14 protein-coding genes are annotated in these 23,560 nt (G+C 60.9%); 3 read left to right on the forward strand and 11 right to left on the reverse strand.

Annotated elements, in window-relative coordinates:
• Positions 1-554: 554 nt before the first annotated feature.
• Positions 555-1,742, reverse strand: coding sequence for an acetyl-CoA C-acyltransferase (locus OUZ52_RS16045; RefSeq protein WP_266159544.1), 1,188 nt, complete (start codon positions 1,740-1,742; stop codon positions 555-557).
• Between the two features lie 125 nt (positions 1,743-1,867).
• On the opposite strand from OUZ52_RS16045, the gene OUZ52_RS16050 reads away from it, so the two are divergent.
• The 3 genes from OUZ52_RS16050 to OUZ52_RS16060 all read left to right on the forward strand — a co-directional run bounded on the left by OUZ52_RS16050 (position 1,868) and on the right by OUZ52_RS16060 (position 4,835).
• Positions 1,868-2,446: a TetR/AcrR family transcriptional regulator gene (locus tag OUZ52_RS16050; protein ID WP_266159545.1), complete on the forward strand. Its 579-nt coding sequence runs from the start codon at positions 1,868-1,870 to the stop codon at positions 2,444-2,446.
• A 100-nt stretch (positions 2,447-2,546) separates the two neighbouring features.
• Positions 2,547-4,340, forward strand: coding sequence for a hypothetical protein (locus OUZ52_RS16055; RefSeq protein ID WP_266159546.1), 1,794 nt, complete (start codon positions 2,547-2,549; stop codon positions 4,338-4,340).
• Positions 4,341-4,505: 165 nt separating this feature from the next.
• Entirely contained in the window at positions 4,506-4,835 is a 330-nt protein-coding gene (locus OUZ52_RS16060) for a DHCW motif cupin fold protein (protein ID WP_266159547.1), read from the forward strand.
• 126 nt (positions 4,836-4,961) lie between these two features.
• Here OUZ52_RS16060 and OUZ52_RS16065 read toward each other — a convergent pair whose 3' ends face one another.
• The 10 genes from OUZ52_RS16065 to OUZ52_RS16110 form a co-directional block, all read right to left on the reverse strand.
• Positions 4,962-5,906: a hypothetical protein gene (locus OUZ52_RS16065; protein WP_266159548.1), complete on the reverse strand. Its 945-nt coding sequence runs from the start codon at positions 5,904-5,906 to the stop codon at positions 4,962-4,964.
• Positions 5,831-8,026 carry a TonB-dependent receptor gene (locus OUZ52_RS16070; RefSeq protein WP_266159549.1) on the reverse strand — a complete coding sequence of 732 codons (2,196 nt, stop codon included), beginning with the start codon at positions 8,024-8,026 and terminating at the stop codon, positions 5,831-5,833. Before OUZ52_RS16070 ends, OUZ52_RS16065 begins: the two co-directional genes overlap by 76 nt.
• A 412-nt stretch (positions 8,027-8,438) precedes the next feature.
• Entirely contained in the window at positions 8,439-11,576 is a 3,138-nt protein-coding gene (locus OUZ52_RS16075) for a TonB-dependent receptor (RefSeq protein WP_266159550.1), read from the reverse strand.
• A 349-nt stretch (positions 11,577-11,925) separates the two neighbouring features.
• Positions 11,926-14,865, reverse strand: coding sequence for a TonB-dependent receptor plug domain-containing protein (locus OUZ52_RS16080; protein ID WP_266159553.1), 2,940 nt, complete (start codon positions 14,863-14,865; stop codon positions 11,926-11,928).
• Between the two features lie 98 nt (positions 14,866-14,963).
• Positions 14,964-17,141 (reverse strand): glycoside hydrolase family 20 protein, encoded by a 2,178-nt coding sequence (locus OUZ52_RS16085; RefSeq protein ID WP_266159554.1) that lies wholly within the window; start codon positions 17,139-17,141, stop codon positions 14,964-14,966.
• 59 nt (positions 17,142-17,200) lie between these two features.
• Complete coding sequence (locus tag OUZ52_RS16090; protein ID WP_266159555.1) at positions 17,201-18,244, reverse strand: glycosyl hydrolase family 18 protein; 1,044 nt, start codon at positions 18,242-18,244, stop codon at positions 17,201-17,203.
• Complete coding sequence (locus OUZ52_RS16095) at positions 18,241-19,884, reverse strand: alpha-L-fucosidase (protein ID WP_266159556.1); 1,644 nt, start codon at positions 19,882-19,884, stop codon at positions 18,241-18,243. Before OUZ52_RS16095 ends, OUZ52_RS16090 begins: the two co-directional genes overlap by 4 nt.
• An 85-nt stretch (positions 19,885-19,969) precedes the next feature.
• Complete coding sequence (locus OUZ52_RS16100) at positions 19,970-21,625, reverse strand: alpha-L-fucosidase (RefSeq protein ID WP_425493864.1); 1,656 nt, start codon at positions 21,623-21,625, stop codon at positions 19,970-19,972.
• 4 nt (positions 21,626-21,629) lie between these two features.
• A complete protein-coding gene (locus tag OUZ52_RS16105; protein ID WP_266159557.1) occupies positions 21,630-23,159 on the reverse strand; it encodes a galactose-binding domain-containing protein in 1,530 nt (509 codons plus the stop codon).
• A gap of 80 nt (positions 23,160-23,239) precedes the next feature.
• Positions 23,240-23,560 (reverse strand): glucokinase (locus tag OUZ52_RS16110; RefSeq protein ID WP_266159558.1); only part of this gene is annotated, 321 nt, incomplete at its 5' end.

Raw genomic sequence — 23,560 nt, forward strand, 5'->3', positions numbered from 1 at the left:
GTAGGGGAGGGTTGGGGAGGGGTCAGCCTTGCCACTAGCCCCAACCCCCTCCCAGCCTCCCCCTACAAGTAGGGGGAGGGGCAAAAGCAGCAAGTCAGAAAATCAACGCGAACACCGCACGCCGCTCTTGATGCTGCCGTTGCTCTCCTCTTGCTCTCGCTTTTGACCTCCGGGGCCCCTGTGCGTCGGTGAGGGTTGGACGATCAGGCCCACAGGGGCATCGACACGGATGTCGATGCCTTTTCGCCAAGGCAGGAGCCCTGTCGGCCGTATCGTCTAAGAGCAGCCCAGCCAACCCTCACGCACCCGAAGGGCGACAAGCGGGGATGGCCTTCTCCGTTGGTTACTTTCTCTTACTCCGGGCATCCATGCCCTCCGCCCTTCGGGCCAGCTTCGCTGTTCGCACCCGCTCCTGCGGATGCGTGGCCACGCAAGAGAAAGTGACTCGCCCTCCGGCAGGAGGGCGAAAGCCCGCGGCAGGCGCCCCCATCACCACACCACTCCAAAACCGCGAACGCCCAAATTTCCGCAAACGAAAAAGCGCAGCAAAAACCTTAAACCCGCTCAATCGCCACCGCCGTAGCCTCCCCTCCCCCATTACACAACGCCGCCACCCCACGCCGTAAATCGTACCGCTCCAACGCATGCAACAACGTCACCAGAATGCGCGCCCCGGTCGCGCCAATCGGATGCCCCAATGCACAAGCCCCACCATGAATATTCAAGCGCTCATGGCCAATCTGCAGATCTCGCATCGCCGCCATCGCCACCACCGCAAAAGCCTCATTGATCTCAAACAGATCGACCTCAGCCACGCCCCAGCCCACCTTGTCCAGCAGCTTGCGAATCGCCGGCGCCGGCGCCGTGGTGAACCAGGCCGGATCCTGACTATGCGTCGCCACGCCACGGATCTTTGCCAGCATCGGCAAGCCCTCGCGCTCGGCTATCGAACGGCGGGTGAGTAACAGGGCCGCCGCGCCATCGGCATTGGCCGAAGCACTGGCTGCGGTAATGCTGCCATCGGGGCGAAACGCCGGGCGCAACGCAGGTACTTTTTCTGGACTCACTTTGCGCGGATGTTCGTCCGTGGCAACCGTCAGCGAGCCGCCTTTGACCGCGATTTCCAACGGTTCGATTTCCGCCGCAAAAGCACCGCTCTCCTGGGCCGCGCGTGCACGGCGCAGGGTTTCCATCGCGTAGGCATCCTGGGCGTCGCGATCGAATCCATAAGCGGTCGCCGTGGCTTCACCGAAATCGCCCATGGCGCGACCGCCCTCGTAGGCATCCTCCAAACCGTCCAGGAGCATGTGATCGAGAACGCGTTGGTGGCCGCTGCGATAACCCTCGCGCGCACCCGCCAGTAAATAAGGCGCGCGCGACATGCTCTCCATGCCGCCAGCCAATACCTGCTGCACCGAACCGGCGATAAGAGCGTCGTGCGCCAGCATCACCGCTTTCAAGCCGGAGCTGCAGACCTTATTCACCGTGGTGGCACCGACCGCATCGGGGATACCCGCCGCGCGCTGCGCCTGACGCGCCGGTGCCTGGCCCTGCCCCGCGCTCAGCACGCAACCGAGCAGCAATTCATCCACTCGCACTGGCGCCAACCCGGCGCGGGCCAGTGCGGCGCGCAACACGCTGGCACCCAAGGCGGGCGCCGACAGCGATGCCAACTCACCCCCAAAACGTCCCAGCGGCGTGCGCACTGCCGCTGCAATAACGACCGGATCATCTACGTGCATGCTGAAGCCTCGCTGTGATGGTGCCCAGGCCGATGCCGGGCCATTAAATGACGATCATCATATTAGATGATCATCATCATGCAAAAGACTAAGATCCAGCCATTCCATATCGGACCGATCACGCCATGCGTTACGCCAAAGGCCATAAAGAAAGCACTCGTGAAAAGATCGTGCAGGCGGCGTCGCGCCGGTTTCGCCAAGACGGCGCCGAAGGGGTTGGCGTCGCCGCGCTGATGGCCGAAGCCGGCCTGACCCATGGCGGCTTTTACAGCCATTTCGAATCGAAGGAGGCGCTGCTGTCGGCCAGCATCGAAGAAGGCATGACGCAATCGCTGGATGAATTGATCCAGCTGGCCAAACGCTACGGCGACGATGTCACGGCGCTGGCCCGCGCCTATCTGCACCCCAGGCATCGGGATCATCCTGAAAAAGGCTGTGCCGCCGCCGCGCTGGCGCCTGAGCTGGCGCGGCACTCGGCAACCACTCGCGCCGCATTTACCGCGCGCCTGCAGGCCTTGTTCAAGCTGATCGAAGAACGGCTGCCAGCCACTTTATCGGCCGCCCAGCGGCGCGAGCGCTCGATGGCGATATTCGCCACCTTGATGGGCACCCTCCAAATGGCTCGCGCGGTAGACGATAAGGGCTTATCGGAGCGCATTCTGCAAAGCGGCATTCATGCCGCGACGGCGCTGGCCCAGGGCTAAGCGCCGAATGCGGCCCCAAGCACACTCCTATTCAGTGCCGCAAGCGTAAAAACGGGCATAATACCCGGCGCTACATCATCTTCATACAGGGAATAAAGAGATGCGATTGACGACGCGATACCTCGCTCTGGGCATCGCCGGCGTACTGCTGGCAGCCTGCGGACACAAAGACAAGGACGCCCCGTTGGCTTTCGTACCGGCAGATACGCCGTACGTGGTCGCCAACCTCGACGTTCTGGATGACAACACCCGCTCCGCCATGCTCGCCCAGGCCGATGCGCAGCTGCCCGCCCAAGTGGCTCAGCTGAAAGCCGCCGCCGATAACATGGCCGCCAAGGACGCCGACAACGCCCGCTTGCTGCGCGCCTTTGTCGCCGAGCTTGATGGCAAAACCATCGAAACCTTCGCCCAGAACACCGGCCTCAATATCAAGGGTCGTTCGGCGATTTACGGCTTGGGCCTGGCCCCGGTGGTGCGCTTCGAGCTGACCGACGACAAAGCGTTCGACGCCTTCATCGGCCGCCTCGAAACCGCCTACGGCAAGAAGTTCGACACCGCCACGATAGACGGCCAAAACTACCGCAAGCATGCGTCGACGCAGTCGGGCACGCAGGTGATTATCGCCATCGTCGGCAAGCAGGCCGTGGCCGCGCTGCTCGCTGCCGATGCACCGCAGCCGCTGCTGCGCCAGGCTCTTGGCCTGGATCGTCCGGCCAAGAATATTCAGGACGATGGCCGTCTCGACAAGCTGGCCAAGGACAAGGGCTACCAGCCCTGGGCCGTGGGCCAGATCGACTTGACCCGCGCACTGCCCCTGGCCGCCAGCGGCAAAGATCCGTTCTTCAGCGCCCTGCATAAGGCCCACGCCGAAGCCGAATCGGCCAAGACCGGCGAGCCGGTCGCCAACCAATTGCAGATTCCGCCCAGCTGCGAAAGCGATGCCACGCGCATTGCCGCCCGCGTGCCGGGCGTCAGCTTCGGCTACACCAAGCTCGATGCCAAGCACCAGGACATCCGCCTGGATGTCGCGCTGGCGCAGGACATCAGCAAGGCCTTTGCCGGCCTGAAGATCGAGCTGCCGGGTCTGGGCGCACCGGGCACCTCGCCGTTCGACATGAGCCTGGCGATTCCGATGGCGCAACTGCGCACGTTCTGGGAAGCGCAGGCGGCGGCGGTTGCCGCTCAGCCGTTCACCTGCCCGACCATGGTCGACCTCAACGAGGGCTTTACCAAGGTCGGCGAGCTGGCACAGAAAGCCGCGATACCGCCGTTTGGTGACCTCAGTGGCTTGCGCATCGCCCTCGACACATTCGAGCCCGCTGCCGAAAACAGCATGCCGAAGTTCAGCGGCCGCGTGATGATCGGCACCGCCAACCCGGCCGCGTTGCTGGCGATGGGTTCGATGGTCTCGCCGACGATGGCGCAGCTGAAGCTCACCAACGATGGCAAGCCGGTCGCCGTGCCAGCCGAATTGTCCGCCCCGCTCGGCGGCCAGCCGGCCTGGCTTGCCATGGGTGATAAAGCCCTGGCCGTGGCCATCGGCCAAGGCGAAGACGGCAAGCTCACCGACATGCTCAAGTCGCCCAATGGCGATGCCGGCCGGATGGCGCGCATGCGTCTTGATGGCCCGATGTACCAGGCCTGGGTCAAGGCCATGGCCGACAAGGCCGAGCAGTACGCAGCCGCTTCTGCGGTCACCGACAACGAAGCCGCCGATGACGACGCCAGCAAGCAGGACGCCGATGCGGAGAAAGCCAAGGCTGCTGCCGTGGCACGCTCCAAGGCGCAGTTCGAGTCCATGCGCGCACAAGCCGAGCGCGTCAAGGAAGTCAGCTCCGAAGTACACGTGGAAGATGCCGGCATGGTCATCAGCAGCCAGACCGAGCTGAAGTAATTCATGCAGCGATGAAACGCGCCGTAAGCCAGCATGTGCTTACCGCACGAGATAAACGGGGCGCCTAGGCGCCCCGTTTTTTTTGGCCCATGGCGAGGCCGAGCGAAGGCCAGCTGAAAGCCGCCCTTCGTATACAGCTAGCCAACCCTCATCACGAGAACGCTTATGCATATGTCAGGCATCTGGTTCGGCACCACCGACTGGTCACAGATCGAGGCTGTCGAACACCCTGGTGAAAGCGGTGCGGCGTATTGGCGTACTCAGAAATTTGGCGCCATCCGCGTGCGGATGATCGAATACACGCCCGGCTACCTCGCCGATCACTGGTGCAGCAAAGGCCATATTTTGTTGTGCCTGGAAGGCGAGCTGCATACCGAGCTTGAGGATGGCCGCAACTTCATACTCACGCCCGGCATGAGTTACCAGGTTGCCGATAACGCCGAGCCGCACCGCTCGTCGACCGCGATCGGCGCCAAGCTATTTGTGGTCGATTAAATCGATGCCCCTCGTACCGCGGTGTATGTCTTGAGCATAAAAAACCCCACTGACATGTCAGCGGGGTTTTTAAGTTTCGACATCCGGCGCCCTTGCGGACACCGGATGAAGTAAGCGTAGCGAAGCTTAGAAGTCGTAACGCGCCGTGAGGCGGAAGTAACGCGGATCGGTGTAATTCAGCTCGCGGCCGTACAACGGATTCACCGTCGTGCGGTTGCTCGAGTAGCGATAGTTGTACATCGTCGCGGTCTGGCGATTCAGCACGTTGATCGCATCGAGCTGCAAGGTCAGCTTGTTATCCATCCAACCCGGCGTGTAGGCCACGTTGAGGTTGAGCTGGTAAGTCCACGGCGTGCTGCCATGCGAACCGCGCGGGGAAATACCGTAGTCCGCCGAAGGTGCCGCATAGCCCGGGGTACCCGGCTTGGTATCCGAACCGGCCAGACCGCAGAACCAATAGGTGGAGCTGTTGTACAGGCCCGCATCCGCCGTGGGGTAATAGCTGGTGCAGTTTTTCGGCCGGCCCGATGCGGCAATCACGGTGGCGCCGAACCGCCATTCCGGGGTGAGCTGGTAGTAGCCGAACGCCTTGATCTGATGCGTGCGGTTGTTCGGCAGCAAACCGTTGGAGCCGACCATCAACTGCGGCAGATCCCAGTCTTGCGTACGCGACACATCGGTCTGGCCGCCGGTACCGGTATCCAGGTCGGAGGCCAGCTGGCCTTCCGTATTGCCGTAGTTGCGTGAGTAGGTGTAACCGATTCGGCCATACCAACGATCGGCAAACGGATGCTCGAGGAACAGATCCAGCGCGTAATATTTGCGCTTCAAATCAGGCAGACCCAGCTGTTCCTTGCTGAAGTAAACCGTCTTCAGGCTACCGTCCGGCTGCAGGAATTCAAACGTATTGCCCTGCCCCGGATTAAAGGTCAGGCAGCGGCCACCGAGTACCGGTGTGCAGGTATCGTCGATCGCACTGACCAGCTTGCGATAGGTCAGCTTGGCACCCCAGTTGTAGTTGCTGGAGATCTGCTGCTCCATACCCAGGATGTATTCGTCCTGGTAATGCATTCCAGATTGCTCGACACGCCGCCATTGGCGCACAGGTATTTGCTGGTTGGGCTCACCGCAATCGGCTTAAGTCCGGTCGGCACGCCACTGATCGGATCGACACCGGTGTAGGTGAAGTACTGATTGGTGATCAACGAACCCGACACGCTGCGCACGGCGGCGTTGTTCGGAATGGCCAGGTGATAGCGGCCGGCATTGGCGAACACTTTCAGGCTGGCGTCGCCGAACACATCCCAGGCCACACCCAGGCGCGGCGCCAACTGATGGCGCTGCTTGATATAGGCATCGCCATTCTTGTTGTAGTTGGTGAACTGCTCATTGCGCAAACCCAGAGAGAGCATCCATTGATCGTTGATCTGCCAGCGATCTTCGATGAACTGCGCGGCCTGCTCGGTTTTTACCCCGGCGCTTTGCGTGTTGTACGCCTTGTTGACGTAGTAACCCTGGGTGCCATAACCGCCGGCTGCCGCCGGCGAACCGATCACCCCGAGGCCGGCGTCGATCGGTGCACCTGCGTTTTTCTGCCAGCCGTAGATCCAGGCGTAATCGCCCGCGTACTTTTTACCGGTATATGACTTGGCGTTCTGCCGGTCGTAGCCGAAGCGCAGGTCGTGTGAGCCGATGCGGTATTCCACATCTAAACGCCAGCCGCTGGTCTTGTCCTTCGAGTCCGGCTGCTGAATGGCCGAAGTGATCGAGGTCTGGCAGCTGTTATAGGCCAGGCCCGGCACCTGCGTCTGCGTGGTGGAAGAAATATACGGGCAGCTCGGGTCGTAACCCGCGGCGGTCTGCACATGCTCGATCGTCTGCGTGCCGTACAACGCCGACACCGTCAGGTCATCAGTGAGATAACCGGTGTACTTGCCGATGTAGAGATCGCCGCCGTCCTTGGTATAGACACCGCCGGTCTTGTTACTGCCGTGGCTGAGGTTGCTGTAGTTGTAGTTGTAGCGATCGGACTGGTATTCCGTTTTATCGGAAACACCGGTGAATTCCAGGATATGGTTATCGGTGATGTTCCAGTCGATCTTGCCGGTCCAGCGCGGGATCTTGTTGCTGAACTGGTTCCAGCCAAAACGCCCTGCCGACGGTGCCGAGTTGGAGAACGACTTGACGTCGCTGCCTTCCTCTTTATTCATTTCGGCATCGAGGTAGAAGAACAAGCGATCTTTGATCAGCGCACCGCTGACATAAGCACCCACCGTGGACTTCCACGACTGGTTCTTGTTGCGGTACTGGTACAGCGTGCCATCGGTCGGCGCCTTGCCGTCAGCGGTCGTCTGCGAGTAAAAGCCGGTGTTCGGGAAATAGTTATTACGTGGGTTGGCACGCAGTGCCTGGGGTTCCCAGATGGTGTAGATGCCACCCTTCAACTCATTACTGCCGCGCTTGGTGACGATATTGATGACGCCACCGGTGGAGCGGCCGAACTCCGCACCGTAGCCGCCGGTCAGCACTTGCTGCTGATCGATCGCATCGAACGGCAGACGGGTGAAACCGATCGAGGTCAGCGGATTGGTCACCGCATAGCCGTTGATGAAATAAGCATTTTCCGATGAAGCCGAGCCACCGAAGCTGGGTGCGGCGCTGTAGCTGGAGTTGGCGACCACGCTGGGCGCCAGCAAGGCTGCGGCAGCCACATCGCGGGCAATCGGCAGCTTGCCCAACTGCTCCGAGGTAAATACGGTGCGCGTATCGACCGATGAAACGTCAATGCTCGGCAGCGCCGAGGCCACCACCGAAACGCCTTCCAGGGTCTTGGTCGCGGTAGCCGCCGGTGCGCCGAACGATACCTCGGTACCGCCGGCAATGCTTACCGTGACGTTGTCGCGCACACCCACTTCAGCGCCATTGTTTTGCAGCGAGACCTGATAGCGGCCCGGTGGCAGTGAAGAGAAACGATAACGGCCGGTGTTATCGACCGGCGCGTTGCGGGTCAGGCCGGTCTCGAGGTTCTTGATGACCACGTTGTTGCCGGTCTGGCCGGCAATCTGGCCGAAGATCGAGCCGGTGATATTGGACTGCGCGATGGCGCTGGTACCGGCAAGTGCGAAGACCACGGCCATGGCTAGGGACGAACGCCCCCATGACCGCTTCATAAAAGCAGTGGAATGACTCACTTATTGACTCCCAATCAACTTGTTTTGGCCGCATGGGCCGCAAAACGGCTCTAAAATGCGGATATGACCAACAACCTGCCTTGGCTTTAGGAGGATGTTTATAGGTACTGGGCCACTTATTCAGCGCACCCTGTGGCGACGAATCACTCCCTCTTGTCGCAGCCCAGCCCCCCGAAGCAGGCGTTTGTATAACGTAAAAAAATGCGCTTTTCAACGGATTCGTAACTTTTCGCGTCCAACCCTGCCGAAAGTCATGCCTGCCCAGCGCGCACGGCCATACCCCCTGGCAGGGCTTTATGGGCAAAAAAATAGCCGCTGACAGGGCAGCGGCTAAGGGGGAGATCCGACGCCTCAGTGCCTCAAGGCAACGGACGTCGGCTGTTGTTGGCGTGGTCGATAGTTCAGCAAGTTCTTAGAAGTCGTAACGTGCAGTAAGCCGCACATAACGCGGATCGGTGTAATTCAATTCGCGCAGATAAAGCGGGTTTGGCGTGTTGCGGCTAGCCGTCTCGTAGCGATAGTTGTAGGCCGTGGCGACCTGGCGGTTCAGCACATTGATGATGTCCATCTGGAAGGTCAGCTTGCGATCCATCCAGCCCGGGGTGTAGGCCACGTTGAGATTGAGCTGGTAACTCCATGGCGCGCTGCCATGCGAACCGCGTGGCGAGAAGGCATAGTCCGCCGCGGGTGCCGCATAACCTGCCGTGCCGGGTGTGGTGCCCGAACCGGACAAGCCGCAGAACCAATACGTCGAACCGCTGTACAAACCTTTATCGGCGGTCGGGTAATGACTGGTGCAATTCTTCGGCCGGCCCGAGGCAAGCAACAGGCTGGCACCGAAGCGCCAATCGTCGGTCATCTGGAAATAGCCGAATGCCTTGATCTGGTGTTTGCGGTGATTCGGCAGCAAGCCGTTGGAGCCCACCATCAACTGCGGCAAGTCCCAATCCTGAGTGGTAGAAACGTCGGCCTGACCACCGGCACCGGTGTCGAGATCCGAGGCCAGCTGGCCTTCCGTATTGCCGTAATTGCGCGAGAACGTGTAATCCACGCGGCCATACCAGCGGTCACCGAACGGATGCTCCATGAAAAGATCCAGCGCGTAGTACTTGCGCTTCAGCCGCGGCATGCCGAGCTGCGCATTGCTATAGGTCACCGATTTAAAACTGCCATCGGCCTGCTCTTCCAGGAACGTATTGGCCACGCCCGGGTTGAACAGAAAGCAGCGGCCGCCCAGCGCCTGGGTGCAGGTGTCGTCGATGGCGCTGCGCAGATTGCGATAGGTCAGCTTGGCACCCCAGTTGAAGTTGGCGTTGATCCGCTGCTCCATACCGGCGATGTACTCGTCCTGGAAATGCGACTTCAGCCCTTGCGCCGCCACGGTGCGCGGGTCCGGTGCGGTACCGCATTCCAGGTTGCTGGAAATGGCGTTGCTGCCGTTGCAGGTGTAGCCCTTGCTCTGATCGACCGCGACCGGCTTGAGCCCGGTCGGTGCGCCGGTCTTCGGATCGACACCGGTGTAGGTGAAGTACTCGCTGGTGTTGAGCGAGCCCGATGCGCCGCGCACCGCGACGTTGTTCGGCATGGCCAGGTGATAACGGCCGGCATTGGCAAACAATTTCAGCGACGCGTCGCCATAGACATCCCAGGCCACGCCGATGCGCGGCGCCAGCTGATTGCGCTGGCGCGCATACGGCTTGCCGGCACCGTTGTAATTGGTGAATTGCTCATTGCGCAGGCCCAGCGAAAGCAGCCAGCGATCAGTGACCTGCCAGCGGTCTTCGATGAACTGCGCCGACTGTTCGGTTTTCACCTGGGCGCGCTGGGTGAGGTAAGCACGCGAAACGAAATACCCCTTGCTACCCAGGCCACCCGCCGATGCCGGCGAGCCGACGCCATGGCTGGCATCGATGCCGACCGTGGCATTCTTCTGCCAGCCGTAGACCCAGGCGTAATCGCCCGGATACTGCGAGCCGGTCAGCGATTCAGCCGTCTGATCGTCCAGGCCCAGGCGAATATCGTGATCGCCCAAGCGGTATTCGACGTCGAGGCGCCAGCCGTGGGTTTTGTCTTTCGAACCCGGCAACAGCAGCGAGCTGCTGGTGGAACTCTGGCAACCGCCGTAGCTCAGGCCCGGCGCCTGGCTTTGCGCATTCGAGCTGATGTAGGGGCATTTCGGATCGTAGCCCCAAGGGGTCTGGATATGCTCAAGCTTCTGCGTGCCATAAAGCGCCGACACGGTCAGGTTGTCGGTGAGGTATCCGGTGTATTTGGCGATATACAGATCGCCGCCGTTCTTGGTGTAGCTACCGCCGTTCTGCGTATTACCGTGCGAGAAATCGCTGTAGTTGAAGTTGTAGCTCGATGCGTCGTACTGGACCTTATCGGAGACACCGGTGAATTCAAGAATATGATTATCGGTGATGTTCCAATCGACTTTGGCCGTCCAGCGCGGAATCTTGTAGCTGTAGTCGTTCCAGCCGATCTTGCCCACGGAAGACGACGAATTGGAGAACGAACTGACGCTGGTACCGTCCTGTTTATTGAGTTCGCCTTCCAGGTAAAAGAACAACCGGTCCTTGATCAACGGGCCACTGACATAGGCGCCATAGGTCGTGTAGGTGTATTGGTTTTTATTGCGATAGAGATACAGCGTGCCATCGGTCGGCGCCTTGCCGTCGGCGGTAGTCTGCGAATAAAAACCGGTCTTCGGAAAGTAGTTGCTGCGCGGATTGGCGCGCAATGCCTCAGGCCGCCAAATCGCGTAGACACCGCCCTTCCATTGATTGCTGCCGCGCTTGGTGACGATATTGATGACGCCACCGGTCGAGCGACCGAACTCAGCACCGTAACCACCGGTAAGCACCTGCTCCTGATCGATCGCATTGAACGGCAGCGTGCTGGCGCCCAACGAAGTCAGCGGATTGGTCACCGCAAAACCGTTGATGTAGTACGCGTTCTCCGACGAGGCCGCACCGCCGAAACTGGGGATATTGCCAAAACCATTGGTGCTGTAACTGGTGTTTTCCACCACCCCCGGCGCCAGCAACGCGGCCGCGCCGACGCCACGCCCGATCGGCAATTTGTTGAGCTGCTCCGAGGTCAGTACGGTGCGCGTATCCACCGATGACACGTCGATCGAAGGCAGCGCCGAAGCCACCACCGAGACACCTTCGAGATTCTTCGCATGGGCCGCCGTAGCAGAGGCGAAAGACACCTCGGTACCGCTGGCAATCGTCACCTCGACGTTGTCGCGCGAACTGATTTCCTTGCCGTCGCTTTGCAGGCTGACCTTGTAGCGGCCCGGCTGCAGCGTGGTGAAGCGATAACGCCCCGAGCCATCCACCGGTACCGAACGCGTAAACCCTGTATCCACGCTTTGAATGACCACCGTCGTGGCGCCGGGCTGGCTGGCGACCTGGCCGAAAATGCTGCCGGTGACATTGGACTGCGCCATCACCGCGGTGCTTGCCAGGCCAAACCCCAAAGCCAGGGCAAGCGCCGTCTGTCGCCACTGCCTCAGGGCAGTCGCTGTTGTAGATGTATGCATTGAAAAACTCTCCCCAAATAAATATTCAGGCGGAAATAGCGCTCACCCCGTGTATCAGTGCTGAGGTCTTCAGCGCTGGGCACGTCGCTTCGGCTGCACAAAATCCAGGCAAAAAGCTCCCCTTCGAACCGAAAGGCCCGAACCGACTGGCATGCGTTTTTCCCCCTGGACCAGACCCCTCTGGCCTAGGAACAGTTGTATCGAAATATCTTTCGTTGCTCTATAGGAAAAATTCGCAAGAACTTAACCAGGGCGAGCGGCCCAGAGAATGGCCCATCCATTTCAGCGGCAACAACCCCGCAACCATGGACGAAGCCTTGGTTTTAGCCATCCCCCGGGCCACAGACACTCAATCGATCTTGTACTCAAACCGCATGGAGATTTCGCGGCCGGTGTAGTTGGCCCCCTGCAAGGTCGAGATGAATTCAAAGCCGCCGGCGTAATAGGGAATGCTGCCGACCTTGTTGAAGATATTGGAAACCACCAGGCCCAGCTTCAGCGTGTCGTTGAAGCGGTAGCCGATGGTCGTGCTGTAAGTGATCCACGGCGGATTGTGGCCGGTGTAGACCACGCACTGCGGGTCGCCCAGGGCCGGGGTGATGCCGTTGGGCAATACTTCACAGCCGCCGTAATGCGGCGATCTCACCTCGCCCGCGCGGTCACCGTATAGGGTCACGTCCCACGGCCCTTGCCTCCAGTTGACGGTGCCGCGCAGCTTGCTGATCACGCGATCATGGCGCGTATTGGTGAGCGGATCGGTAGCCAGTTTCTGCAGCTGGTACAAACGGTTGTTGGTCGCCTCAATGGCAACATTGAATGCGCCCCAGTTTTGCGTCTTGAAGTGATAAGACACCGAGGTGTCGATGCCGCTCACATACAGCTTGTTCTGGTTAACCGGCTGGATATAGACGTCGGTCACCGTACCGCTGGCGTTGCGCTTCACATCGCTGGTAACCAGGCGGCAGTAGTCCGAACCCAAGGGGTGATCCAGATACGGCGCGCCCCCCACGACCAGGCCGGTGCGGCAACCCGCTTCATCCTTCAGCACCGCATCCTGGTCGATATTGTCGATCGCATTGTCGATACCCATATGCCAGTAGTCGGCAGATACCGACAGCCCTTCGACCCATGGCAGATCCCACACGAAGCCGTAAGTCCAGGAGTGACCGGTTTCCGGCAGCAGGTTGCGCCCGCCGGTGGCATGCAAGGTGTAGGAAGACGGGTGCTGCACGGCGTTGCAAGTGGACTGGTTGCCGCTGATGCACTGGTAGTAATCGGAGTAGATGCCGACCGTTTGTTGCGACGGCTGCTTATAGATGTACTGCATGTCCGGTGCGTGGAAATTGGTGCCGTAGCTACCGCGCAACAGCAAGCCATTGAGCGGACGCCATTCAATCGTGCCGCCCCAGGTGCGTGCGACATTCGCGCTGCTGGCATCGTTGTATTTGTCCAGACGGCCAGACAAGGTCGCAGTCAGCGTCGACGACAGCGGTATCCTGAACTCGGTGCCCAGCGAATAACGCATGCGCGTACCGCCGCCGGCGTTGGAGTCCTGGAACGGATCGCTGAAGCTGGCATCGTTACCGCGAGCATCCGGGCTGAGCCGATAGCCTTCGTGATTGGCTTCCATCACGCCGGCGAAACCGACCGGCCCGGCCCAGGTGTTGAACAAATCGCCGGTGACATTCAACGAGGCCTGGTCCATCCAGGACACCGCGTTGTTCTGGCCAACCACCCCAAACGATTGGTACTGCTGCGGCGTAATCGGGTTCCAGAACCGGTTCGTGTTCATGGCGTACACCGGATAGCTGGTGCCGCCCACGTTCGTGGTGCCCTGCTGCGGGCCGAAAAAGAAATTGAACATGCCCAGCTCGTTCAAGCCGGTATAGGTTTCGCGCACGATGTATTTCGAGTGACCGAGGTTTAGATCCCAGTTGAAACGACCGTCCCATACCGTGCCGCGCAGGCCGGTGTGAATATCCCAGTTCTGTTCTTTGTCATGGGTATTGCCGTAGCCGCCCATTTCACCCGCGGTCAGCTGTCGGTAATAGCCGCTGATAACCTGGCCGGTGGTCTGATCGTAGAACGCGCTGGGCACGCCGCCGGCGCCGTACGGATACAGGAAGGGCAGCTGTGTATTGGAGGTGCCGGTGGTATCCCAGAATCCTACCGAACCGTAGGCTTGCAGGCCATTGCCGAAATCGTAGGAGCCGGCCACGTAAGCGTCGCGGTCGTCACGGCCGGGGGTCAGCGTCCAATTGTTGAAGATCGCGTTCTGCGCGCAGTAAGAACCGTTGTCCTGGATCTGGCTCGGATCAATCGCGTTGCCGTTGGTGGCCACCGTCTTCTGATGATACTGACTGAAGCTGCCGCCAAAGCCCGCCTTGCTACACGCCCCTGCCGGCGGCGTCAGATAATTGCCGTTGATGTCGTTCAATGACAGGCCGACGTTCTTGCGGTAGCCGAACAGGCGCGCATTCTGATCCCAGGCGCCGTAACCGGCATCGCCGTCGGAATCGGTATAGGGCCGGTCGCGGCCCCACAACGGCGTGCGATGGCTGCGCTCCAGGTTGTAGACCAGTTGCCAGTGATCGCCGGATTTGCCGCCGACAAAATTGAAGTCGCCGAAATTGCGCCCACCGCGTGTAGCCGTGCCGACCTGCACCTTGATGTCGTCGCCGGAATAGTTTTTCTTCAGGATCACGTTGACGACGCCGGCAATGGCATCGGAGCCGTAAATCGACGAGGCGCCGGAGGCGAGGATTTCGATGCGGTCGATCATCCCGGTGGGAATATTGTTGTAGTTCTGAAAGTTGGTCTTGCCCTTGGCCGGCTGCGGGTAGTCGACCACGCGGTGGCCGTCGATCAGCAGCAGGCTGCGCCCGGAACCCATATTGCGCAGATCGACCTGGCGCGCATTGGTCGAGGTGCTGCCCCAGCTCGCCGGTGTTTCGGTTACGCCGGTTTGGGTCAGCGTGTTCATCAACTCGTAAACCGTGGTGAAGCCCTGTTTTTTGATGTCATCGCCGGTGATCACGGTGACCGGCGTAGGCCCCTCGACTTCCGCACGCGCGATACGCGAGCCGGTCACCACGACTTTTTCCAGGTTGGCGGCTTTCTTGCCTGAAGCGGCTTGCGCAGCGGATGTTGTCTGCGCCGACGAGTCCTGCTGGTTATGAGTGTTGTCCGGCGGCGCGGCCGCCGATTGCGCATAAACGCCAAGCGGCGAAAACAAAGCCATCGCCAAGGCGTTGACGATCGCCCGACGTCGATATGTAGCTTGATGCATCCCCGTGCTCCCCATGATATTGGCCTCCCCAGGCACTCAAGACATCTAATAAATCGACAGCTGTTGGTATGCGTGACTGGGCGCCACCGAGCCGAACATCAGCGGACCAGAATCTCGTCCGCAAACGTCCAGGTGTTACGCCCGTCCAGCTTGGAATGCCGCTGCACCTCTATCCGGATAAAGCGGGTGCTGAGCGGTTGCACGGCGGAAAACGCCACGCGTTGAAGATGCGCCTGCTTATCGAGCCCGACCGGTGTCGGGGTTACCGTTTGCAACGGCGTCCAGTGAACCTGGTCGTCGGAGACCGAAAAGCTCACCTGCGCCGGCAACAGCACCCACGACTCGGCGCGTTGCAACAGCCCGATGCTGATCTCACGCACGGCGGTCGGGCGATGCAGATCGACCGTGATGCGCGGGTCGGTTTCCTCCCAGCCCAGCCACGCGCCGTCCTTGAACTCGTCGCTGCCGAGCACGCCGTCGATCAGCGCGGTCGCGCTGTTCTTGCTATAGCGCGGGCTGGGCGAAGGGTCGAAACTGACGCTGCCGCCGAGCGCAAGATTGGAGCTCAGCTTGAACGTGCGCGGATGTTGGTAAGGCCGTCCCTGCCGGAAAGGCGTTACCCGGATCGTGCCCGGCGCAGCGACATCCAGCACCTCGGTAAAGTAGGGCGAAGCCGCGCTGGGCTCGCTGCCGTCGGTGGTGTAGTGGTTTTGTAAATCGTCGAAGCCGCGTTTCGCATGCAGCTGCCAGCCGTCATGCCGGTCATTGCTCGACATGCTGTACTCGACCAGGTTGCGATCTTCCGGACCGTAGCCGACCTGCCATGCATCCAGTTGCGCATACTGCGCTTGCAGGCGCTGCCGGAAGTCGGCGAAAGCGGCTGCATTCACCGCGCCGCCGCGCCACAGTCGCTCGGCAAAAGCCAACAGTCGCGGATAAAGCATGGCCTCGGCATTCAATGGGTCGGCATGCTCGCTCCATAGTGGCGCCTCGGCCCCGAGTACCCGTTCGCGCTGCGCCGCATATTGAGGATCGCCAAGCGGGTTGACGCGGTAAATAGCTTCAAGCGTCAGCTCCGACAGCGGTGAGTCCAGGTAATACGGGCCGGCATTGACGATGCGGTTGCCGTTGGCCAACGCCTTGCGGCCTTCGGCCTCGCCACGCCAGATTTCAATAACGGCGGAGCGATCCACGCCACCTTCGAGAATCTCATCCCAGCCGATCATGGTCTTGCCCTTGCCGGCAAGATAGGTCTGGATGCGTTTGACGAAGTAGCTCTGCAGGCCTGCCTCGTCCTTGATACCAAGCTTTTGCATCAACGGTGCGCAAGAGCTGCAATCGGCCCAGGCGCCGGCCGGCACTTCATCGCCGCCGATGTGCATATAAGGCGCAGGAAACAAAGGGATCACTTCGTCGAGCACATCCTGCACGAAGGTGAACGCCGCTTCGTCGCCGACGCAGTAAACATGTTTGAACACGCCCCAGCCGTTAGGCACATCGATCGGTTTCTTCGAGCAGGACAGCTGCGGATACGCGGCGACCGCCGCCGAGCTATGCCCTGGCATCTCGATCTCTGGGATCACCATCACGTTGCGCTGGCGTGCGTATTCGACCAGCTCGCGAATCTGATCCTGGGTGTAGTAACCGCCATGGCGACTGCCATCGGGTTCGGTGCGCCATGCGCCAAACTTGGTCAGGTTGGGGTATTTCTTGATCTCGATGCGCCAGCCCTGGTCTTCGGTGAGATGCCAGCGAAACGTGTTGAGCTTGTAATAGCTCATCAGGTCGATCTGCTTTTTGACGAAGGCCAGCGGATAAAAATGCCGCCCCACATCGAGCATATGTCCGCGATAGACAAATGCCGGCGCATCGTCGATCTGCAGCGCCGGGATCGATGCAACGCTCTGGCTGGACGGCTGCCGCGGCATCAGCTGGCGCAGTGTCTGCACGCCCCAGAACAGGCCCTTATCGCTGGAGGCGCTGAGGGTAATGCGTTGCGGCGTCACCGTGAGCCGATAGGCCTCGTCCCCGCGCACGGCAGGATCGATGCGCAATTCAATGCGTGTGCCGTCGCCGGCTTTGGCGTGCTCGGGCAAGCTCACCCCCGCTTGCACCCGGATAGCGTCGCGCAGGAAGCCGGCGATTTCCCTGCCACGCGCATCGGCAGGCGCATCGAGCACCACCTGCTTGTTCAACACAAAGCTTCCTTCGTGCTGTTGCAGATGCTGCGGGTAAGGCAGCAGCGACAATTCGGCGTGAGCGCATGTCGCCCACATCAGCGTGATCGCGCCCAGCCGTGCGCATCTTGGTAAAAACCGTCCTCGCAAAAACGCAATCATCGCTGCAGCTCCGGCAGCTCATCCCAGACCTTGGGGTCTTCGGCACCGAGTACCCACGAGCAAAAACCCTGCAAGTCGTATTGTTTGACAACGTCATAGCGGTCGCGAAAGGCGTGGGCATCGGGCAGGAACACCCATTCGCGCATGTCGTCGCGATAGAAGTAAAACCAGGACTCATGCTCGACCGGGTCCCATTGCAGGGTGGCGCCGTACTGCTTCGCCAACGGTAGCGATTCATCCGCATCGATGTAGCTCGCCGAAATATTCGATGACTCCTTGCCGTCATCCTTGACCGGGCTGCCGGCGAACCAGTGATAACCGTAGAGCGGAATACCCAGCGAGAGCTTGTCCTTGGGCACGACCTTCAGCGCGTACTGCAAATGCCTCATGGTCCATGGCATCCCGGCCACCGGCCCGGGCGTGGTCCAGCGCGTGTGCTGGTCGTAAGTCATCAGGCAAACCAGATCCAGCGATTGCGCCAGCGCCTTCAAGTCGTAAGCGCCACGCCAGTACTCCCACATCCACTTAGAGAACGCACCGGCCCCGGCGTAGCCCGGTGCGTTCGGCACCACCGCCATCGAGAGCTTGAAGCCATGCTTGTGCAACGCGTCGGCGGTTTGCCTGGTCAGCAAGGTCAGTGCATCGCGATCGGTCCAGGCGATGTTTTCGAAATCGAACTGGAATCCAGTAAACCCTTGCAGCGTCGCCTGCTCGATCAACGAGGCGATCATCGCCTTCTTGGCGGTCTCGTTGCCGAGCAGCTGGTGGAACTTCGGGCGATCGCCATTGGCCGACAGGATCGGCATCACCGGCACACGATGTTCTTTGGCGATCTTCAGCACATAAGGGTTTGGCTGTCCGGAGACCAGGCCGTTCTCGTCCACGCTGTACCAGGTGGGAACCAGCACGCCGATCTTGTCGACATGGGCGACAAACGAGTCGATCGATTTCTGCGACTCCATCATGTAGAACATCGCGCTTGGCGCTTTGGCAAACGCCAGCGCCGGCAGCAGCAACAAGCAGGCCAGCAGACGTTTCATCGGGCAGCCTCCGGCGACGAGGCAAGCTCGATGCGCAACACATAGGCGTACTCGCCCACCGGCTTGGCCGGCAGCGTCAGGTGCAGGCCGTCATCCTTTTGTTGCCAGCTGACCGGCTTGCCATCGGCAACCTGCTGCACCGAGCGCACGCCATCGGCAGGCTTGATCGCATGAATAACCGCCTTGCCGTCGGTCGGCCAACCCAGCTCGATCGCGTACAGCTTGCCGTTGCCAGTGGTGAAGCGGAAATCCGCCGCGGTATAGGGTTTGGTCTTGGTGTCCTGGAAGGTGCCGCCGACCGTCTCGGTAGGGCCTTCGCCGAATACCCGCCATGGCTTGCTGCCGTAGATGGCTTCAGCATTCACCTTCAGCCATCCGCCGATCTGCCGCAGCACGTCCTGCGCGCCCTGCGGGATAACCCCGTCGGCACGCGGGCCGATGTTGAGCAACAGATTGCCATTCTTGCTGACCACATCCACCAGCAGATGGATCAGGGTCTGCGGCGACTTGTAGGTGTCGTGCTCGATATAACCCCAGGAGGCCTCGCTGATCGAGGTGTCGGTCTGCCAGTGGGTGGGATGGATGCCGGACAGCTGGCCGCGCTCGACGTCCAGCACACCGGCGCCATCGGCGAACTCGCCGAATTTGTAGTTGACCACCACGCCGCCGCGCGCGGCGTTCTGGCTAAGCGCAGCGCTTTGGTTGTAGTAGTAGGCGAGCATCTTCGGCAGCGAATTGCGGAACGTCGGATGACCGATCCACCAATCGAAGTAGATCAGGTCCGGATGGTAGTCATCGATCAACTCGGTCGTTCGCGCCAGCCAGTCGTCCAGCCACGCCTGCGAAACATAGGTAAAGTCGGACGCAAGATTGTCGCTGTCCGGCCCGCTCATGCGTTGTTGCGCCGGCCCGTAAAACTCGGCATAGCGCGGATCGCTTACATCCGACGCGAACTCGCGGCCGTTACCCATGAACCAGTCGTGTTCCGCACGATGCGAAGACAAACCAAAGTGCATGCCCTGCGCGCGAATCGCCTTGGACAGCTGGCCGATGACGTCGCGTTTGGGCCCCATCTTTACCGCCGTCCAATCCGAAAGCTTGGAGTCGTACATGGCAAAACCGTCGTGGTGCTCGGCGACCGGCACCACATAACGCGCACCGGCTTCGCGAAACAACGCCGCCCAGGCCGCCGGATCGAAATGCTCGGCCTTGAATCTGGGAATGAAGTCTTTGTAGCCGAACTGGCTTTGCGCACCGTAGGTGGCGACGTGATGGGCAAACTCCTTGCTGCCTTGCACATACATATCGCGCGAGTACCACTCGCTGCCGAAGGCCGGCACCGAGTACACGCCCCAGTGGATGAAAATGCCGAATTTGGCGTCGTCGTACCAGCTGGGCGAACGGTACGCCTGCAACGATGCCCAGTCGGCGCGGAACGGACCGGCCGCATCGCCCTTGGCCACTTTTTGCAGCAAGGCCTGACGCTGCGGCTCGAATTTTGCGCTGGCCTGCTGCCAGGCCAGGTCGTTCTGCTGCGGGCTTGGCACTTTCACGGCGGGCGCGTCTGCCTCAGCAGCCGCGAATGCGCTGGTGGCGGCCGCAAACAATGCCACGCCCAACCAATAACGAAGAGGAGTCATGCGAGTCACGGCGTTGCTTCCCGAGATAGAAGAGAAAGTGCTTGGTTCGAGCCGATACGATACGGCGGCGACGGATGGGCGCGATTCATTGCAGCTCGATGCGGTAGGCGTAGGCATGTAGCCCCGCCGGTTGTTTCGGTAGCTTGAGATGCAGGCCGTCCGCCTGCTGATGAAAGTCGATGGCCGCGCCCGTGCTCAACAAAGTCACTCGACGCACTCGCACATCGGCGCCGATGGCATGGATCAACGCCTGCCGATCTAGCGGCCAGCCCAGCTCGATCGCATACAGCCGCCCTGCCGCGCTGGTAAAGCGAAAATCCTGCGCGGTGTACGGCGCGGTCTTGCTGTCCTGCATGGTGCCGGCCGCCACCTGGGTCGGCCCTTCGCCGAATTGCCGCCATGGCCGGGTGCCGTAGATCGCCTCGCCGTTGGCGTGCAGCCAGCGGCCGATAGCCTGCAGGATGTCCTGCGCCGGCAGCGGCATGCTGCCGTCTCCTTTGGGACCGATGTTGAGCAGCAGATTACCGTTTTTACTGACCACGTCGGCCAGCAAATGCACGATCTCGTCGGGTGTCTTGTAGGTATCACCCTCGACATAGCCCCAAGAGGCCTGGCTGATCGAGGTTTCGGTTTGCCAGGGTTGCGCCCGGATGTCCGCCGCCTGCCCGCGTTCGATGTTCAGCGTGGCGCTGCCCGCGCGCATGGCATCGAGCTTGTAGTTCAGCACGGCGCCCTGGCCGCGCGCGGCGGCATCGTTGTAGTAGAACGCGGCGAACTTGGCCAAGGCGCCGCGAAAGCGCGGCTGCCCGACCCACCAGTCGAAGTACATGAGGTCCGGATGGTAGTCCTGCACGATTTCGGCCGAGCGAGCCAGCCAATCGTCGAGGAACGCATCGGAGACCAAGGTCCAGTCGAGCTCCTTGCCGTCTTCGCCCTTGGCGCCTTGCAACGGATGCGCCGGACCGTACAAGGCCGCATAGCGCGGGTCGTTCACATCGGAGTCGAAACGGCGCCCGTATTCGAAGAACCAGTCGTGCTCGGCGCGATGCGACGATAAGCCCAGCCGCATGCCCTCGGCGCGAACCGCCTGCGCGAGCTCGCCGATGACGTCACGATGCGGCCCCATCTTAACCGCGGTCCAGTCGCTCAGCCGCGAGTCGTACATGGCGAATCCGTCGTGATGTTCCGCCACCGGAACGACGTAACGCGCGCCTGCCGCGCGAAACAGCCGTGCCCACTCGCGCGGCGCGAAATGCTCGGCCTTGAAACGCGGAATCAAATCCTTGTAGCCAACCTGCGGCATCGCGCCATAGGTGGCCACCTGATGCTGGTAGTAGTTGGCATACTCGCCCTCGCGCTCGTACATATGGCGTGGATACCACTCGCCCTTGTACGCCGCCACCGAGTACACGCCCCAGTGGATGAAAATGCCGAACTTGGCGTCACGATACCAATCGGGTGTGCGGTAAGCCGCCAATGCTTGCCAGTCCGGCTGGAACGGCCCGTGCCAGGCCAGCGTGTCGACCTGCCCCAGCAGCTGCTGCCGCACGCCGTCGTAGCGGCTGTTGGCCTGCCGCCATTGCTGCTCGATCAGCTGCGCGTCGGGCACGCCGGCAGCGACCGCGCCCGCCAGGGCCAGCAACCCTGCTGCGCAGATCAGGCTGCCGGCGCAGCGAAGTGCTCCGAAGAACCTCCGCTGCGCACGGCATGACGCTTGCTGCTGGATGAAATGTCTCGCCACGAAATCAGTGTTCGATCAGGCTGAGACTGGTTCGATAGTAAGAGTCGCTGGTATAGGGCGACGGTCGCCCGATGTCCAGCGATACCGATACATCCTGTTCCGCGGAAAGATTGCTGACCGGAAAATAATGCGTGGCGATAATCCCCCCCGGACACCAGTTGCGTGGGTTGCCCTGGGTATTGTTCTGGAAAATGCCTGGGTTGCCGTCCGGGCTGTACTGACCCAGATCAGCGCAGTCAACCGCGGTATTGAGGCTGCCTACCTTAGTGCCGTTCACGGTCACGTCCACACTGGTGTTGGAGTACTCCTCACCACCGTCCGATGCGCCGTATGCACCTATCACCAGGGCGATGTCACCGCTATGGTTGGTAACACTCTGGGTCACCGTGCTGGCACTGATCTGGCTGCTGGTTTCGTTGCTGCCCGACAGCATGGTATCGATGTTTCGATCCAGCGCGGTTTCGGTTTGCGACGAGATCAGGCTAAGCGAGTAAGTGAAACCCACCGCCTTGAAATCCGCGCTGAGGTTGCTGTGCGAATCGCAGGGATCGCCGCCATACGGATTGGAACCGCTGCCGATACCGACCCAGATATCGCGGTCGGGATCAGACATGGCGTCGGCGTATGAGGCCAGGTTGCCGTCGTTATAAACGTAAGTGGCCTTGCTGCCCTGCCAGTAATCGCTGAACGGCGTGATGAAATCCTGCAGCGTGATGCGTGGCGTGGTCGCTATCGGCGCCTGGCCTTGCGGCATGCTGATATAGAACACGGTGCCGATACGATCGTAGTTGTCGCATTGCGCATGGTAGGTCACGCGCACGCGCAAATCGTCGCCGAGCAATGTCTTTTCATCGCTGCTGAGCTTGCGCACGAATTCCGTGCCGCGGTTCCACATCAGCACGCCGGTCGGCGGCGTATAACCGACCGGATCGCTGCTGGTATAGATGCCATACATGGGGATCTGGTCGAATACCGCGACCGAACCGCCCGGCTGCGTGCCGCTGCCGCTGACCTGGAATTCGTAGATGCGCGCTGCTTTATCGCTGGTTTGCGTCGGCACGGTGATGTTCAGCCGGGCATAGCGCGCGGTGGTTGCCGCGATCGAGTGGGTACTCGTGCTGGCGCTATTGTTGCTGACCGTGACGACCGTCGACCAGTTGATGCCGTCTTGCGAGAGCTGGATGTTGAAGGCTTTGCTATTGAGGCTGCTGGATTCACCGCCGGCGCCAGCATGGGCGATGACAAAACCGTCGATCGATACCGCGGCGCCCAAGTCCACCTGCAACCACGGCGATGCGACCGCGCTGCAAAACTTGTCGTAGTTGCCCAGGTTCACCGTGCCGTTGACGGCGCGCTCTGGGGTTTCGGTGCTGGCGCAGGGTGCCGATCCGGTGGCCAGCCGGTTGAGTGCCAGGTTGGTATCGGCGGCCACCGCGGAGGCGCTTGCCGCCGATAGCCAGAGCAAGGCCACGGCGAAAACCTGAATACGGTAACGATGCCAAACCGCGATGTGAGCTTCGTGTGCATGCTGCATGACTACACTCTCCAAACAGGTGATTGTTTACCCCCTTGAACATGGCCCGCGCTCCGACGAGGCCGCCTTCTTCAGAGAACCTATAAAAGCTCAGGTTCTCCAGCAGACCGCCTCTGGCGGTCGATAAACCAACTGGCGGCGCCGATCACCCCAAGCTGGCCATGGTCCACTACATAGACCGGGACCCGTTCAAGAAACGGACGCATCACGCCCTTGTCGAGAAAGCGTTCGACAAAAGAACTGGCGCGCATGAATGCGACGATGTGAGACAGAAAGCCGCCAGCCAGGTAAATGCCTCCCGTGGCCTGGTAAAGCATGGCCAGGTCGCCGACGAATGAGCCCAGCCAACCGCAGAACAGGCTTAGCGCCGCTGTTGCCATGACATCGTCGCCACGCAATGC

The organism is Dyella silvatica, from assembly GCF_026283955.1.
Classification (GTDB): Bacteria; Pseudomonadota; Gammaproteobacteria; order Xanthomonadales; family Rhodanobacteraceae; genus Dyella_C; species Dyella_C silvatica.